15 protein-coding genes are annotated in these 16,793 nt (G+C 66.1%); 10 read left to right on the top strand and 5 right to left on the bottom strand.

The window, feature by feature from the left end:
* Positions 1-349: 349 nt before the first annotated feature.
* Together FQU96_RS02265 and FQU96_RS02260 are read right to left on the bottom strand one after the other, a co-directional pair.
* A complete protein-coding gene (locus tag FQU96_RS02265) occupies positions 350-2,173 on the bottom strand; it encodes a hybrid sensor histidine kinase/response regulator (RefSeq protein WP_178130259.1) in 1,824 nt (607 codons plus the stop codon).
* A gap of 11 nt (positions 2,174-2,184) precedes the next feature.
* Entirely contained in the window at positions 2,185-2,814 is a 630-nt protein-coding gene (locus FQU96_RS02260; protein ID WP_146539205.1) for a response regulator transcription factor, read from the bottom strand.
* A 718-nt stretch (positions 2,815-3,532) separates the two neighbouring features.
* Between FQU96_RS02260 and FQU96_RS02255 the strand changes: the two genes are divergently transcribed.
* Entirely contained in the window at positions 3,533-5,236 is a 1,704-nt protein-coding gene (locus FQU96_RS02255; protein ID WP_146539204.1) for a GMC family oxidoreductase, read from the top strand.
* Between the two features lie 151 nt (positions 5,237-5,387).
* Here the strand turns inward: FQU96_RS02255 and FQU96_RS02250 are convergent, their stop codons facing one another.
* Positions 5,388-5,810: a VOC family protein gene (locus tag FQU96_RS02250; protein ID WP_146539203.1), complete on the bottom strand. Its 423-nt coding sequence runs from the start codon at positions 5,808-5,810 to the stop codon at positions 5,388-5,390.
* Between the two features lie 228 nt (positions 5,811-6,038).
* Between FQU96_RS02250 and FQU96_RS02245 the strand changes: the two genes are divergently transcribed.
* Positions 6,039-7,208: an iron-containing alcohol dehydrogenase gene (locus tag FQU96_RS02245; RefSeq protein ID WP_178130329.1), complete on the top strand. Its 1,170-nt coding sequence runs from the start codon at positions 6,039-6,041 to the stop codon at positions 7,206-7,208.
* Between the two features lie 169 nt (positions 7,209-7,377).
* Positions 7,378-7,713 carry a hypothetical protein gene (locus FQU96_RS02240; RefSeq protein WP_146539202.1) on the top strand — a complete coding sequence of 112 codons (336 nt, stop codon included), beginning with the start codon at positions 7,378-7,380 and terminating at the stop codon, positions 7,711-7,713.
* A 209-nt stretch (positions 7,714-7,922) separates the two neighbouring features.
* Here the strand turns inward: FQU96_RS02240 and FQU96_RS02235 are convergent, their stop codons facing one another.
* Together FQU96_RS02235 and FQU96_RS02230 are read right to left on the bottom strand one after the other, a co-directional pair.
* Positions 7,923-8,444, bottom strand: a complete 522-nt coding sequence (locus FQU96_RS02235; protein ID WP_218574574.1) for a MarR family winged helix-turn-helix transcriptional regulator — start codon at positions 8,442-8,444, stop codon at positions 7,923-7,925.
* 155 nt (positions 8,445-8,599) lie between these two features.
* Entirely contained in the window at positions 8,600-9,505 is a 906-nt protein-coding gene (locus tag FQU96_RS02230) for a LysR substrate-binding domain-containing protein (RefSeq protein ID WP_146539934.1), read from the bottom strand.
* Positions 9,506-9,662: 157 nt separating this feature from the next.
* On the opposite strand from FQU96_RS02230, the gene FQU96_RS02225 reads away from it, so the two are divergent.
* From FQU96_RS02225 to FQU96_RS02195, 7 genes are all read left to right on the top strand, one after another.
* Complete coding sequence (locus FQU96_RS02225; protein WP_146539933.1) at positions 9,663-10,676, top strand: ABC transporter substrate-binding protein; 1,014 nt, start codon at positions 9,663-9,665, stop codon at positions 10,674-10,676.
* Positions 10,677-10,834: 158 nt separating this feature from the next.
* The gene (locus FQU96_RS02220) at positions 10,835-11,890 is read left to right on the top strand and encodes an ABC transporter ATP-binding protein (RefSeq protein WP_146539201.1); all 1,056 of its coding nucleotides are present in this window, start codon (positions 10,835-10,837) and stop codon (positions 11,888-11,890) included.
* Positions 11,887-12,774 (top strand): ABC transporter permease, encoded by an 888-nt coding sequence (locus tag FQU96_RS02215; RefSeq protein ID WP_146539200.1) that lies wholly within the window; start codon positions 11,887-11,889, stop codon positions 12,772-12,774. The genes FQU96_RS02220 and FQU96_RS02215 overlap by 4 nt, the downstream gene beginning before the upstream one ends.
* Positions 12,775-12,889: 115 nt before the next feature.
* Positions 12,890-13,699: an ABC transporter permease gene (locus FQU96_RS02210; protein WP_146539199.1), complete on the top strand. Its 810-nt coding sequence runs from the start codon at positions 12,890-12,892 to the stop codon at positions 13,697-13,699.
* A 235-nt stretch (positions 13,700-13,934) separates the two neighbouring features.
* A complete protein-coding gene (locus tag FQU96_RS02205) occupies positions 13,935-15,062 on the top strand; it encodes an FAD-binding oxidoreductase (RefSeq protein WP_146539198.1) in 1,128 nt (375 codons plus the stop codon).
* Positions 15,043-15,339, top strand: a complete 297-nt coding sequence (locus tag FQU96_RS02200; protein ID WP_146539197.1) for a (2Fe-2S)-binding protein — start codon at positions 15,043-15,045, stop codon at positions 15,337-15,339. The genes FQU96_RS02205 and FQU96_RS02200 overlap by 20 nt, the downstream gene beginning before the upstream one ends.
* Entirely contained in the window at positions 15,336-16,763 is a 1,428-nt protein-coding gene (locus FQU96_RS02195) for a (2Fe-2S)-binding protein (RefSeq protein WP_146539196.1), read from the top strand. The genes FQU96_RS02200 and FQU96_RS02195 overlap by 4 nt, the downstream gene beginning before the upstream one ends.
* The last annotated feature ends 30 nt before the right edge of the window (positions 16,764-16,793 follow it).

Below are 16,793 nucleotides of genomic sequence, written 5' to 3'. Positions count from 1 at the left end.
GCCGCCTCTTCCCGCTCTGGTTGTAAACATCCGCCCTACGGCACCCGCCTTGCCGACGCGGCGCACCGGCCGCCGGCGACCAAGCGACACGTCCACGATCGCCTGGGCAGCTCAGCAAGCTGGTGGATCTCCCGCCAAAGGGGCCGTTCACGGGCATCTCGATGTTTAATCTCTCTTTCGAGAACAATTCTGCTCGCCGCACCGCGCGACATGTCAGCATCGCGCGCAACGACGATGGCCGCGTCCTCCATTCGGAGGAGACGCAGCGATTTTCCGCGCGGTGACGCCAAGTCCCGCCGAACGCTCACTCTTCTTAAGTGGCCGCCGTCGGCGCCGATAGTGACCAAGGTCACATGCCCGCGCGTACCACGTCCGTGGCTGCATCGGTGACCAGTGCACCCAGCGCGGCATGCAGTTGGGCGGGATCCACGGGCTTGAGCAGCACGGGACAACCGCTGGCCTCGATGCGCGCCAGCGTGGCAGGCGTGGTCTCGCCGGTCAGAACCAGGAATGCACCCACCTGCCGGCGCGCCAGGGCGTCCTGGGCGATCTGCAGGCCATCACGTGCGCCCGGCAGACGCATGTCGGCGATCAGCACGTCGAATGCCGGCGGCGCCACGCCGGCGCCGTTGGCCAGCACGTGTTCCAAGGCCGACTCGTCGGCGACAGTGACGGTCTGGCAGCCCCATTGCCGCAGCAGCACCTCCATGCCGGCGCGAATGGCAGGCTCGTCGTCCAGCACCAGGATGCGTGCCGCCAAGGGCGGCAGGGCCTCGTCGCTCCGGGCGGCAGGTGACGACGCCAACACGTCGGCGAGAAGCCGAGCCGGCATCCGGACGGCGAAGCAGCTGCCACGGCCGATCGCCGATCGCAGGGTGAGCGTAAACCCCAATGTATCCGCCAGCCGGCGGACGATCGCCAGTCCCAGGCCAAGACCGCGCTCGCGGTCCCGACCGGCGTTATCGACCTGGAAAAACTCCTCGAAGACGCGCGACTGCATCTCCGGCGCAATGCCGATGCCGCTGTCACGCACCTCCACGAGCCAGGCCCCGCCCTTCTCGCGCAGTCGCGCGCCGACCCAGACGCTGCCGCTGGTGGTATACTTGATCGCATTGTCGATCAGATTGCCCAGCAGCCGATCGATCATCACGGGATCGCCCGTCACGCAGGCCTGGGTTGGCGCAAAGCGCAGCGACAGGCCTTTCAGGCGCGCCGGTTCGGCAAAGCGATCGTTCAGCGCGCGGAAGACCGGCGCCAGCGCGACGGGCTCGCGTACCGCTTCCGCCTTCCCCGAATCGAGCCGCGAGATGTCGAGCATGAGGTTGAACGACGTTTCCAGCGCCGCGATGGCGCGCTGCATATGTCGCAGCCGATCCAGGCTGGCGGGATCCTTCAGATCGCCGCTGAGCGCGGTGGCGAACAGCGACAACGCGTGCAGGGGCTGCCGCAGGTCATGATTGGCGGCCGCAAACAGTCGTGTCTTCTCGCCGCTCAAACGCTCGATGTCGGCCAGCCGCAAGCGCAGCTCGTTGGCCAGCTTTTCGTTCTCGACCCGGTTGATGATCGATTGCGTGACAATGCTGTTCTGCTCCCACGAAAAGAGGATCAGGCAGGCCAGCATGATCAGCACGGCAGCACCGAGCACGACGCTGATCCAACTCGCCTCGATGAACAGGCGCAGCGCGAGGCTGAGCGGCGTCAGGGGCAGGAACACGCGCAGCGCCGGCCAGTAGGATGCCACCGCCGCGACGCCGACCTGGATCAGACCCATCACGAAGAAGGCCATCAAGGCCACGACGGCCATGCTGCTGGAAGGAAAGAACATCCACGGCGCCAGTGCCCAAGTGCCGCTGAACAGCAGCGCCAACCCGACCGCGCGACCATGCAGCGTGCCGGTCGAGGCGCGCGCCGTTGCGTCCATCGCCGTGGCGCGGATCACCCGCCAGCGGATGAACTGCACGACATACATGATCAGCGCCCAGATCACGGCACCGCTGTCGCCGTTGAGGATCCACATGCTGCCCGCCAGCAGGGTAATGGCGATCGTCGCCGCCAGCAGCGAGGTATGACGCTTGCCGGGCCACAGGGAGCGCAGCACCTCGCGCTGGATATCGGGTGCCAGGACCTGGGGACCGTTCCAGAGACGGATGAACACGGCAGGAAGTGTCGACACAGGGCCGCCTGTCACTTGAAGAGGCTGAGCAGGTGAGCGCGCGAGCGGGCCTCGAAGCAGATCAGCACCGCCGAGACGTAGTTCTTGACCGTGCCCAGGGCGAGGCCCGTCTCCGTCACGATCTGCTGGTTGCTGCATCCGCGCAGCAGCAGCTCCAGGACCTGCAGATGCCGCTCGCCCAGGCGCTGCACGTGGGCATAGCCGACGGGATTGTCGCGCGCGGCGCGGGCATGCGCCGGATCGGACACACCCTGGTCGGCCCGGCGCGTTCCCAGCGACAGCGCTGCCGCCAGCAGGTCCCGCAAGGATGTCGCCGTCGCGGATTTGCCGGCGAATCCCCAGGCACCCAGCGCCAGGACATGATGGTGAATCGCGTCGTCGGCGCTGGCCGATATCACAAGGACGCGCTGCTGCGGATAGGCTTGGCGCAGAGCGGACAGCGCACCGAAGCCCTGCGTGTCGGGCAACTTCAGGTCGAGCACCACCAGCGACACCGGACCCCGGGCCGCCAGGATCGCGAGCGTCTCCCGCAGCGAGCCGGCTTCCAGCCAGTCGATGCCGTCGGCGACGACCTCGCTCAACGCCGCGATCAGACCCTTGCGGAACAGTTCGTGATCATCGACGACGAGAACGGACGACAACGGCGCCACCTCGAGCACGTAACGACAAGCCGGGTAGGCTATGAGCGCATCGTCCGACCGTCATCCTTCATTTGCAGGAGGCGTTTGTGCCCTTCCTCCGGAGAGCCCTGCCCAGAGTTTGGGGAAACACGGGTTGCGGAAATTGCCGGAACCCGTGGCCACGGCATTAGTGACAGAAATGACAGAAGTGCTGGGAGCCACGATTCCAAGGCGTAAGCAGGTTGTCCTGACCTGACAGAAAAGCGACAGAAAGCGACAGAAAATCCTACTGCCCTCGCACCCCGGGAACCCGTGCGCGACAGCAGAAAGGGTTGCGGAAATTGCCGAAACCCGTGTGACTGGATCATCGAAACGCTCCTGCCATGGCAAGGGTCCGCCGCATCGCGGACACGACGACGAAACACCACGTGTGCCTGTGACGGCGACGACCGAAACGCCCGTTCAGCCCGGCGGCGGCGTGCCCCATGACGCGGGGCCCACGAAACGCCCGAAGCTCCGGCGGCGAGGACGCGAACCTGCTGCCAACTACAGCGCAGCGTGCGGCGGGCACAAGAGTCCAAAAATCGGCATCGAAAATAAATCGATCACCTTCATCGCAACATGGTCTAGTACCCGCTATCGCTGGAGTGCGACTCGGGACCGTCATCCTGAGCGCCGTATCAGTGACGCGTGATTCCGGGGACTAGCGTCGTCGGCAAACGACAGAGGAAACGCAGGCATGTACGATTACATCATCGTCGGTGGCGGTTCGGCCGGATCGGTCCTGGCCAACCGGCTGTCGGCCAAAAGCGCCAACAAGGTGCTGGTGTGCGAAGCGGGACAGGACACGCCGCCGGGCCAGGAACCGGCGGAGATCCGCGACAGCTATTCCGGCATGGCGTATTTCGATCCGCGCTTCCACTGGACCGAGCTGAAGGTCCACACCCAGATCGTCTCGCACAACAACCCCGACGCCGATCGACCGCCGCTGCGCAAGTACGAGCAGGCGCGGGTGCTGGGCGGCGGCTCGTCGATCAATGGCCAGATGGCCAACCGCGGCGCACCGACCGACTATGCCGAATGGCAGGCACGCGGCGCCGAAGGCTGGGGCTGGGATGACGTGCTGCCCTACTTCAAGAAGGTCGAACGCGATCTCGACTTCGATGGTCCGTGGCACGGCAAGGATGGCCGCATTCCCGTGCGCCGCATCAAGCCGGAGCACTGGACCGGCCACGCCACGGCATTCGCCGAGGCCTGCAAGCAGGCGGGCTACGCCTTTCTGCCGGACCAGAACGGCGAATTCGTCGACGGCTATTTTCCGGTCACCCACTCCAACGCCAACGAGCAGCGCGTATCCGCCGCGATGGGTTACCTCGACGCCGATACGCGCAAACGCGAGAACCTCACGATCTCGACCGGCACCCAGGTGAAGTCATTGCTGTTCGATGGCACGCGCTGCGTCGGTGTGACAGCCGAGGTGAACGGCCAGGAGACCACGTTCCGCGGCAACAACGTCATCCTGTCGTCGGGTGCGATCCACACGCCGGCACACCTGATGCGGGCCGGCATCGGCCCGGTCGGCCACCTGCACGATCTGGGCATTCCGGTGCTGTCCGCCCTGCCCGGCGTCGGCCAGCGGCTGATGGATCATCCTTCCATCGCATTGTCGGCATTCCTCAAGCCGCAGGCGCGCATCAACCAGCACACGCGCCGCCACATCCTGGTGGGCCTGCGCTACTCGTCGGGACTCGAGGGCGTGCCCAAGGGCGACATGTTCGTCGCCGTCGTCGGCAAATCGGCGTGGCACGCCGTGGGCGAACAGATCGCCTCGCTGCTGGTGTTCATCAACAGGACCTATTCGGAGACCGGCCAGGTCAAGCTCGCCTCGCGCGACTGGCGGGCCGAGCCGATCGTCGAGTTCAACCTGCTGTCGGACAAGCGCGATCTCGACCGCCTGATGAGCGGCTTCCGCCGCATGGCGGCGTTGCAGATGAGCGCACCGCTGCAAGCCGTCTCCAGCGATCCGTTCCCGGCCGCCTACAGCGACCGCGTGCGCAAGATCGGTGTGGTGAACGCCAAGAACCGGTTCCTCACGCAGGTGATCTCGAAGTTCCTCGACGGTCCCGCCGCGCTGCGCCGCCTGCTGATCGACCGCTTCATCATCGAGGGCTTCCGTTTCGACCAGGTCATGACCGACGACGACGCGCTGGAAGCCTTCATCCGCAAGGCCACGATCGGCGTCTGGCACGCGTCGTGCAGCTGCCGTATGGGACGCGCCGACGATCCCATGGTGGTGACGGACAACACCGGCCGCGTGCGCGGTGTTCAGGGCCTGCGCGTGGTCGACGCCTCGCTGTTCCCGGTGGTGCCGTGCGCCAATACGAACTTCCCGACGCTGATGACGGCGGAGAAGATCGCGGACGCGGTGCTGGCGGGTAGGTGATCATGACCTCTCCCGCGAGCGGGAGAGGTCGACGGTCGCGAAGCGACCGGCGGGTGAGGGCCTCAGGACACAGCATCTCATCTGTAATCCCTCACCCTCCCATGGCGCTGCGCGCCATGGGCCCCTCCCTCTCCCGCTTGCGGGAGAGGGATTAAGCCTTCTTGCGTTTAGCCCGGCGCTCACCGTACTTCATGCCTTCCAGCTTCAGTCCATCGGGATCGAGGAAGAAGACGGCGTAGTAGTCGTCGTAGTGCTCGCCGGCCGCATCGACGATCGTGGCCTTCAAGTCGTTCTCGAGGAACGCCTGCAGCGCGTCGACATCCTTGCGGTTGCGCAGCTGGAAGGCGTAGTGGTGGAAGCCGACGTCGCCGTTGCGATACTTGCGTTTCCTGCCGCTGGCGTCGGCCGGATAGATCCAGAAACGCGTCTTGCCGTTGGTCCAGCCGATCGCCTGCGGGTACTCGTCCGAGATCTCGAAGCCCAGGAAATCGAACAGCTTGCCGTAGAAGGCCTTCGACTTTTCATAGTCGCTGACCCTGATGACCAGGTGGTCGATACCGACGACGCGCGCCATCCTGCCCTCCTCGCCGCATGTTCGACCATAACGACGCCCGGTGCCGTTGGCTCCCTGGGCGCGCGGCGGCGATCGCACATGGCCCCCGCGCGACCGCATCGTGCCGGCGCAGCCTCGAAGGATGGGCTGCAGTCTCGGTCGGTCGGTCCTGCTGTTATCGCAACTCGTGCACGGTTGCGCGCGGGGTATCGTACGATCAAGACCGTCATCACCGGGAGGAACGACATGCTGCGACCAGGACGCGTCACTTTTGGCCAGATGGAAGAAGTGCTCTTCAACCGGCCGGCCGCCGAGGCCATTGCCGAGGTCACGCGCCGGTTCGACGCCAGGCGCGTCTTCCTGATGGCGAGCAGCACGCTCAACCGCCAGACCGACGAGATCGAGAAGGTGCGCCAGGCCCTGGGCAACCGCTATGCCGGCACGTTCGACGGCATGCCGCCGCATACGCCGCGCGCCGCCGTGGTCGCCGCCGCCGAGCAGGCGCGCGAGGCCGGCGCCGACCTCATCGCCACCATCGGCGGCGGCTCGATCACCGACGGTGCCAAGGCCGTACAGCTGTGCCTCGCCAATAACGTCCGCACGCCCGACGCTGTCGATGCCCTGCGGCCGGTCAAGGGACCTGACGGTGCGCTGACGGCGCCGCCCTGCGAGCCGCCCACCGTGCGCCAGATCAGCGTGCCGACGACGCTCTCGGGCGGCGAGTTCAGCGGCATTTCCGGCGTCACCGACGAGCGCCACAAGCTCAAGGAGCTGATCCGCCATCCGCGGATCATCCCCCGCGCGGTCGTGCTCGATCCGGCGATCACGGTGCACACGCCCGACTGGCTGTGGTTGTCGACCGGCATCCGCGCCGTCGATCATTGCGTGGAGGGCATCTGCTCGGGCCACGCCAACGCCTATGCCGACGCCCAGGCGCTGCACGGGCTCTCCCTGCTGGCGCGCGGCCTGCCGCGGGCGAAGGCGGATCCGGCCGACCTCGCGGCGCGCGCCGACTGCCAGATGGGCACGTGGCTGTCCATGGGACCGCTGGCCGGCGGCGTGCCGATGGGCGCCAGCCACGGCATCGGCTACGTGCTGGGCGCCGTGTTCGACATCCCGCATGGCCACACGTCATGCATCATGCTGCCGGCGGTGATGCGCTGGAACAAACCGGTCAATGCCGACCGCCAGGCGCTGGTGGCGGCCGCCATGGGCCACCCGGGCCAGGATGCGGGCGACGTGCTGGATGCCTTCATCGCCGGCCTGGGCATGCCGCGCAGCCTGAAGGCGGTGAATGTCGGTCCCGACAGCTTCGAGCGCATCGCGACCCAGGCGATGGGCACGCCGTGGGTGCCGCTCAATCCTCGGCGCATCGACGGACCGGCACAGGTGCACGAAATCCTGGCGCTGGCCGCGTGAGGAACATCCATCGGTATTCGTCGTACCAGCCATCACAAAGGGCGATTTGACACGCGTCTGCACCAGCCTGACGCTCTGTTGAAATACCCACGGCGCCCACCTCGGGGTCGGCGCCGACAGTCGGGTATGTGTCATGGCGGACAAAATTCATGACGTGAGGAGGAAGCACATGGCTGGCGTCGGAACAGAAAAAGTCTTCGAGAACGACAAAGTGATCGTGTGGAACTTCGAGCTCGCCCCGGGCGCGGAGACACCCATGCATACCCACGAGCATGCCTACATGTGGTACGCGATCGCGGGCGCGCCCTTGCAGATCTTCGACAAGGACGGCAACGACCTGGGCGTCTTCGACGTGCCGACGGGCGGCATCTTCTCCCTGAAGCTGGAGAACGGCTTCCTCGAGGTTCTGTCCGAGAACGGCAAAGGGGCACGCGTGCCGGCCACCCACAAGGCACGCAACATCGGCAAGACCGCGTACCGCGAGGTGCTGGTCGAATACAAATAGCCCAGTCCCGCCGTGCGTCCGAATGCCACGCCCAAGATGGGCTCGCCTTCAGGCGCACGGCCTCTACCCGGCTTCCTTCGAAACCGAAGGAAAATGGTTCAATTTGGACAGATATCGTACCAAACAGTGGTTTGGTACGGCGTCGGACCGGCCGCGCACCAGCCTTCGTTGCGACTGTCGACCCGCATGGCCTCAATGAAACGCCGACGTCAGTCGTCGGCGGTGGAGGCTTCGAGCTGCATGCGCACACGCCGCAGCAAGGTCAGGAGCTGATTCGCTTCCTGCTTCGACAGCCCGCGCAGTGCCACCGTGTTCACCTCACCGGCAAGCGGCAGCAGCTCGTCGCGCAGGGCGCGACCGCGCGCGGTCAGGAACACATTCATCTTGCGCCGATCCTCGGCGTTGCGGACGCGCCGGATGACACCGACTCTTTCCATGTTGTTGAGTGCCGTGACGGTCGTGGCTTCCATCATCCCGACGCGCTGACTGAGCTGTCGCTGCGTCAGCCCGTCCTCCTCCCACAATACGCGCAGGAACCACCACATGCCCGCCGTGATGCCGTGGGGTTCGATGCTGTTCTGCAGCGCGCGCTGAAACGCGCGGTGGGCGATACGCACCTGATATCCGACACTGGCATCGAATGGCAGATCAACGGACGTCTTGCGTGTCTTGTTAATGGCACCGGCCATTTCTTGCTCAGTCCCCTGTTGTTCTATGTGGGTTCTCGGCAACGACAGTCGCCCTCGATGGGGCGACAACCTACTCTCAAAGCGGCCGGTTCGCGCAACCAGATTCTGGCTCCTGCAATTACTTGACACCGAAATGACTTGGCTCGATCTTCGGCCACCCGTGATCGAAGCCAGTTGGACGATTGGAAAATCGGGCGTCAGCCGCAATCGCCGCTGAATGTTTTGACGTGTGTCAAAAACGTGTCGATGAATTCCCGTGCCACGGCCGGCGGGCTGCGCTGGGTCGAGTAGAGCGCGACGAACTCGAACCAGATCGCAGGTTCGAACGGACGCGACACGACCCCGCGCGTGGCGTATTCGCCGGCAGTGAATGGATCGCAGATCGACAAGCCGACCCCGGATGCGACCAGACCACAGGCAATTTCCGACAACGGTGTCTCGACGCGCATGACACGGCTGATGTCGTGGTCGGCAAACACGGCGTCGATGCGAAAGCGCGACACGGCGGAATGGCCCAGTGAAATAAAGGCTTCGCCCTCGAAATCGCTCGGCCGCAGCGTGCGCCGCCGTGCCAGCCGATGACCTTCAGGAACAACAGCCAGCATGCGCGCACGCGGCATCGCTTCGCTGGTGATCGCGGGATGTTTGATCGACGCCTCGGCAAAGCCCAGGTCGCACTGGCCGCTGGCCACCCAGTCGACAACGCTGTGCGAGACAAGCCCGAAGAGCGCGAGATCGAGTTTGGGGCGGTCGGCCAGGAAACGACCGGTGAAGCGCGGCAGGAAGCCGTTGGCCAACGCCGGCAGGGCGGCAATGCGCAGCACGCCGGCGCGGCGCGTGCGCAGTTCCGCCGCCGCCTGCTGGATGCGGTCGAGGCCAATGAACGAGCGTTCAACTTCACCGTACAACGACAGGGCTTCACTGGTCGGCATCAGGCGCGTGCCGCGACGTTCGAACAACCTCAGCCCCAGCGTGTCCTGCAGATCGCGGATCAGGCGACTTACGGCAGGTTGCGTGACGTTGATCATCTCGGCCGCGCCGGTAGCGCTGCCGGTCAGCATCAGGGCACGGAAGGCCGCGATCTGGCGCGGGTTCAGCGACATGCTGGAGTATAATATTTTGTCATAGATTGACCACCGTAATGAATTTGACGCCCTGCGGCGGTGCATGTGACCGTTTTTTGTTAGACGCAAGAAATCCTCCTCAGCAGGACGGAGGAACGACAGGGAGCGATTCATGTTGAGCCACCTTCGCACCGCGATGCTCGCCGGCATCGCCATGATCGGCGTCACGGCAACCGCCTCAGCCCAGCAGAAGACGTTCTACGTGGCAGGCTATGGCGGCTCCTTCGAGCAAACCATGCGCAAGGAGATCATCCCGGCGTTCGAGAAGAAGCACGGCGTGAAAGTCGAGTATGTGGCCGGCAACTCGACCGACACGCTGGCCAAACTGCAGGCGCAGAAGGCCAACCAGCAGATCGACGTGGCGATCGTCGATGACGGGCCGATGTACCAGGCGATTCAGCTCGGTTTCTGCGCGCCGATCCAGGGTCTGCCGGCGGCCGACATCTACGATGCGGCCAAGTACAAGGACAACAAGGCGATCGGCATCGGCCTGGTCGGCACCGGCCTGATGTACAACACCAAGGTGTTCCAGGAGAAAGGCTGGGCGGCGCCGACCTCGTGGAACGACCTGAAGGATCCCAAATTCAAGAAACTGCTGGTGATCCCGCCGATCAACAACACCTATGGCCTGCACACGCTCTTGATGTTCGCGCGCATGAACGGCGGCGGCGAGAAGAACATCGAACCGGGCTTCAAGGTGATGAAGGAGCAGGTCAATCCCAACGTGCTGGTCTATGAACCCTCGCCGGGCAAGATGACCGAGCTGTTCCAGAGCAACCAGGCCGTTCTGGCGGTCTGGGGTACCGGCCGGGTGTTCTCCTTCGCGGTGACCGGTTTCCCGGTCGACTTCGTCTATCCCAAGGAAGGCACGGTGACCTTGCTGGCGTCGGCTTGTCCGGTGGCCAAGGCTTCCGTGTCGCCGATGGCGCACGACTTCATCGCCATGATGGTCGAGCCGCGGCTGCAGGAGATCTTCGCCAAGGAATACGGCTACGGACCGGTCAACAAGAAAGCCCAGGTCGATCCCGCCGTCGCGCGCATGGCGCCGGTCGGCGAGCGCGCCAGCAAGCTGCTGGTGGCCGACTGGGACACCATCAACGAGCAGCGCGACACGTGGACCAAGCGCTGGAACCGCGAGGTCGAGCGGTAAGAAAGAAGAAGGCTTCACCACAGAGACACAGAGGCACAGAGGCACAGAGGAACACAGAGAGAGAAAAAGACTGCGCGCCAAGGGCGCGCCATTCTCCTCCTCTGTGTTCCTCTGCGTCTCTGTGCCTCTGTGGTTAATCTTTCCGGCGGAACGTACGAATGCCCTTCCTGGCTCTTGAAAGTCTGACCAAGCGGTTCGGCGACCAGGTCGCGGTCGATGCGCTCGATCTGGCGGTCGAGCCGGGCGAGTTCGTGTCGCTGCTGGGACCGTCGGGCTGCGGCAAGACCACGACCCTGCAGATGATCGCGGGCTTTATCGAGCCGACCTCGGGTGCCATCACCCTGGAAGGCCGCGACCTGCTGGGCATGCAGCCCAACCAGCGCGGGCTGGGCATCGTGTTCCAGAGCTACGCGCTCTTTCCGCACATGACGGCAGCCGAGAACGTCGCCTTCGGACTGGAGATGCGGCGCGTGGCCAAGGCTGAGCGCGATCAGCGCGTGGCGCAGACGCTGGAGCTGGTCGGGCTGGGCGCGCTGGCCGATCGCTATCCCCGGCGCATGTCGGGCGGCCAGCAGCAGCGCGTGGCGCTGGCGCGCGCGCTCGTGATCCGCCCGCGCATCCTGCTGCTCGACGAGCCGCTCAGCAATCTCGACGCCAAGTTGCGCGAGGAGATGCAGATCGAGCTGCGCCAGATCCAGCGCACGGTGGGCACCACCACCATCCTGGTGACGCACGACCAGGCCGAGGCCATGGCGCTGTCCGATCGCATCGTGGTGATGAACAAGGGCAAGGTCGAACAGATCGGCCGCCCGCACGAGGCCTATGAGAAGCCGGCCAGCGCCTTCGTCGCGGGCTTCCTGGGCAAGACCAACGTGCTGCCCGGTGCCGTGCACCACGACACCGGCGCGGCCATCGCGATGATCGGCGATGGCCGTTGGCCGGTGCCGGATATGACCGACGCGCAGGTGAGCATCTCGGTGCGGCCGGAGAAGATCGACTTCATCGATGCCGCTGCCTGCAGCATCGGTGGCACGGTGCGCACCCGCATCTTCCAGGGCAACCATTGGCTCTACCAGGTCGACACGCCGTGCGGGCTGGTCACGGTGATCCGCCAGAACTCCGGCCAGGCTGTGCCGGCCGAAGGCGCCGCAGTGCGCCTGACCTGGCGAACCGAGGACATGGCGATCCATCCGGCCGCGGCGACAGCATCATGAGCGTAACGGCACCCTCGACGCCGGCGGTGCGACGCGCATGGGCGCCCTACCTGCTGAGCGCACCGGCGCTGCTGCTGTTCGCCGGCGTCGTGCTGATTCCGATCGCGATGACCGTCATCCTGTCGTTCCACGACTGGGGCCAGTACAAGGGCATCGAGCCGGTCTTCATCCTCAAGAACTGGCGCGAGATCATCGACGACAGCTATTTCCACGAGATGTTCCTGCGCACCTTGCGCATCTCGGTCCTGGTCACCTTGATCGCCGCCGTGTTCGGCGCGCCCGAGGCCTACATCCTCAACCGCATGCGCAATCCCTGGAAGGGCATCTTCCTGCTGGTGATCCTGGGGCCGCTGCTGATCTCGGTGGTAGCGCGCACCCTGGGCTGGGCGCTGCTGTTCGGCGGCGAGACCGGCGTCATCAACAAGGCGCTGCTGAACCTGGGCGTGATCACGGCGCCGATCCCTTTCATGTTCACCGAGACCGGTGTCGTGATCGCGCTCAGCCACGTGCTGATGCCGTTTATGGTGCTGTCGGTATGGGCGGGCCTGCAGCGGCTCGATCCGCAGGTCGAGAACGCGGCCCTGTCGCTGGGTGCCTCGCACGCCACGGTACTGCGCCGCATCGTGCTGCCGCAGGTGATGCCCGGCATTCTCTCGGGCAGCATCATCGTCTTCGCGCTGGCCGCCAGTGCTTTTGCCACGCCCGCGATCATCGGCGGCCGACGCCTGAAGGTGGCCGCGACCCTGGCTTACGACGAGTTCCTGAACACCCTGAACTGGCCGCTGGGCGCCGCCGTCGCGAGCTTGCTGCTGGTGGCCCTGGTGGTGATCATCGTCGGCTGCAACCGCCTGGTCGAACGCCGCTACGCGCAGGTGTTCCAATGAGGGCGGTCACTTCCGTCATCTCGAGCGCAGCGAGGGATCTCCCTGAACTGGCGCACGTGCGCCACGTCAAGGAGATCCCTCGCTGCGCTCGGGATGACACTTTCGAGTGCCGCCCATGAGCCGCAACGGTCCCCTGGCGCTGGCCTATCACACGCTGTTCGTCGCCTTCGTCCTGGCGCCGATCGTGATCGTCTGCATCGTGGCCTTCACGCCCGAAGGGTTCCTGTCGATCCCGACCGAGCGCTTCTCGCTGCGCTGGTTCCGCGCCATCGCCCAGTATCCCGAGTTCATCGAGGCGTTCTGGAACAGCGTGTGGCTGGCGGCGCTGTCGTCGGCCATCGCGGTCGGCTTCTCGGTACCGGCAGCGCTTGCCATCGCACGGCACGATTTTCGCGGCCGCGAGGCGATGACGGCGTTGTTCCTCTCGCCGCTGATGGTGCCGCACGTCGTGCTGGGCATCGCCTTCCTGCGCTTCTTCACGCAGATCGGGTTGGGCGGCACCTTCGTCGGGCTGGTGCTGAGCCACATCGTGGTGGTGTTCCCCTTCGCCCTGCGCCTGGTGCTGTCATCGGCCGTTGGCATGGACCGCGCCGTCGAGAACGCTGCCGTGTCGCTGGGCGCCACGAATGTCGCCGTGTTCCGCAGGATCACCCTGCCGCTGATCCTGCCGGGCCTGGCCAGTGGCTGGGCGTTGGCCTTCATCCAGAGCTTCGATGAGGTGACGATGACGGTGTTCATCGCCGCGCCGGGCACCGTCACCCTGCCGGTGCGCATGTTCCTCTACATCCAGGACAACATTGATCCGCTGGTGACATCGGTGTCGGCCTGTGTGATTGCGGTCACAACGGTGTTCCTGGTGGTGCTAGACCGCATCTATGGGCTGGAGCGGCTGCTGGTCGGCCGCGGGCAACAGGAGGGCGTATGACGGCTGTCGTCCCGAATGCAGCGAAGGACCTTGCGGTGCGCCGATCATCCGCCGGGGCGCTCATTGGGCGGTGCAGGAAGATTCACCACAGAGACACAGAGGGCACAGAGGGACACAGAGTAAAGCGGCTGCGCGCCTACAGCGCGCTGGGATTCATCTCTGTGCTTCTCTGTGTTCTCTGTGCCTCTGTGGTGAACTTTTCAGCGTCTTATCCCACGTCGCAACCGGAGCGGACATGAGCACGGCCCGCGACTTTGATGTCGCCGTCATCGGCGGCGGCCTGGTCGGCTCGGCGATCGCATGGGGATTGGCGAAGGTCGGGCAGCGCGTGGCGGTGCTCGATGAAGGCGACATCGCGTTTCGCGCCTCGCGCGGCAACTTCGCGCTGGTGTGGGTGCAGAGCAAAGGCCTGGGCATGCCGGAATATGCCGGCTGGACGGTGCGCTCGTCGGAGGCCTGGGGCGGCTTCGCCGACGCCCTGCAGACACAGACCGGCATCGACGTTTCGCACCAGCGTCCGGGCGGATTCCATCTGGCGCTCAGCGAGCGCGAACTGGAGCAGCGCGAGCAGGTGCTGAAGCGCCTGCACAACCAGCCGGCCATGCAGCGCTACGACTGGGAAATCATGGACCGCGAGCGCGTACGGCAGGCGCTGCCGCAGATCGGGCCTGAGGTGGTCGGCGCCAGCTACTGTCCGCTCGACGGCCACGTGAACTCGCTGCGCCTGTTCCGCGCCCTGCACACGGGCATGCAGCAGCTGGGCGTCACCTACCTGCCCAACCACGCGGTCGACGGCATCGAGCATCGCAACGGTGAATTCATCATCCGCTCGGCCGGCGGCGAGGTACGCAGCGCCAAGCTGGTGCTGGCGGCCGGCAACGGCAACGCACGCCTGGGACCGATGGTGGGCCTCGACGTGCCGGTGCGGCCGCAGCGCGGCCAGATCGTCGTCACGGAGAAGGCGGCGCCGTTCCTGAACTATCCCGTGGTCACGGTGCGCCAGACCGACGAGGGCGGTGTCATGCTGGGCGATTCGCTGGAGGAGGCCGGCTTCGATCCCACGGTCGGCACCGGCGTGATCTCGATGATCGCCGATCGTGCCGTGCGCATGTTCCCGCAACTGGCGCGGCTCAACGTCGTGCGCAGCTGGGCGGCGTTGCGGGTGATGACCAAGGATGGATTCCCGATCTACGACCATTCGGCCACCTGCCCCGGCGCCTTCGTCGCCACCTGCCACAGCGGCGTGACCTTGGCGGCCAACCATGCGCTGGCGCTGGCGCCGCTGATCGCCGCGGGGCGGCTGCCATCAGAACAATTCGAGGTTTTCAGTGCGCGGAGATTCCATGTTCCAGCGGCTGCCTGACGCAGGCGACACGACGCTGTCCATCACCGTCGACGGCAAGCCGGTGACGGCACGTGCGGGCGATTCGGTCGCGGCCACCTTGCTGGCTGCCGGCATCGACCACTGCCGCACGACACCGGTGTCCGGCGCGCCGCGGGCGCCCTATTGCATGATGGGCGTGTGCTTCGAGTGCCTGATGGTCATCGATGGTGTCGGCAACCGCCAGGGCTGCCTGGTCCCCGTGCGCGACGGCATGGCGGTCGAGATCCAGCACGGCAAACGCGAGCTCGCGCGATGAGTAATGCACCCGAGCTGCGCGACAGCTACGACGTCGCGATCATCGGCGCCGGCCCGGCCGGCATGGCCGCGGCCGCCATCTGCGCCGGTGCCGGATTGTCGACAGTCGTGTTCGACGAGCAGACCACGGCCGGCGGCCAGATCTATCGCGCCGTGGGCGAGACACCGGTGCGGCGCGCCGCGGTGCTGGGCAGCGACTACTGGTATGGCGAGCGGCTGGTGCACGCCCTGCGCGCCAGCGCCGCGCACCACGTACCGGGCGCCACGGTGTGGAGCCTCTCGCGCGAGCGCGAGATCGGCGTGTCGATTGCCGGCGCCGCACGGCTGGTGCAAGCACGGCGCGTGATCATCGCCACCGGCGCGCTGGAACGACCGTTTCCGATCCCCGGCTGGACACTGCCCGGCGTGATGACGGCCGGCGCGGCGCAGATCCTGCTGAAGTCGAGCGGGATGATCCCGCAGGGCCGCACCGTCTTGGCCGGCAGCGGCCCGCTGCTGTGGCTGCTGGCGTGGCAGTATCTCAATGCCGGCGCCAAACTCGACGCCATCCTCGACACGACGCCGCGCGCCAACCGCAAGACGGCCTGGCCGCTCGCGGCGGCGTTCCTGCTGTCGCCCTATTTCCGCAAGGGATTGCGTCTGCTGCTGTCGGTACGCCGTCGCGTGCGTGTCATCGCCGACGTCAGCGACCTGCGCGCCGAGGGCGACGGCAGGCTGCAGGCCGTGGTCTATCGCGCTGGCGATGGCGCCGAGACGCGCCTGCCGGCCGACACCTTGCTGGTGCACCAGGGCGTGGTACCCAACGTCAACCTTGCGATGTCGGTGGGTATCGCGCATCGCTGGGATGACGACCAGCTGTGCTGGACGCCCGTGGTCGACGGCTTCGGCGGCACGGCGGTGGACGGCATCGCGATCGCCGGCGACGGCGCCGGCATCGCTGGCGCCTGGGCCGCCGAAGAGCGCGGCAAGCTCGCCGCGCTGGCCGCCGTGCGGGCGCTGAAGCCCGACGCGCGGCGCGAGCAGCTGCCGGACGAAGCGCAGGTGCGGCTGGCGCTGGCGCGGGTCGAGCGTGGCCGGCTGTTTCTCGACCGGCTCTACCGGCCGGCCGATCGCTTCCGCCTGCCCGACGGCGACACGCTGGTGTGCCGCTGCGAGGAGGTCAGTGCCCGACAGATCGTCGAGACCGTGGCGCTGGGCTGCACCGGCCCCAACCAGATGAAGTCGTTCCTGCGCTGCGGCATGGGCCCGTGCCAGGGCCGCCTGTGCGGTCTCACCGTCACCGAGTTGATCGCCCGCGCGCGTGGCGTAACGCCGGCCGAGGTCGGCCACTATCGGCTGCGGCCACCCGTGAAGCCGATCACGCTGGGCGAACTCGCGGCGCTGCCCAAGAACGAGGCCGCGATCAAAGCCGTGGTGCGCGGGTGATGATGTTCCCACCTGTCATCCCGAGCGCAG

It is taken from the genome of Reyranella sp. CPCC 100927, from assembly GCF_007859315.1.
GTDB lineage: Bacteria > Pseudomonadota > Alphaproteobacteria > Reyranellales > Reyranellaceae > Vineibacter.
The sequence above is the reverse complement of the archived record's forward strand: the minus strand, read 5'-3'. Positions and strand labels throughout refer to the sequence as shown.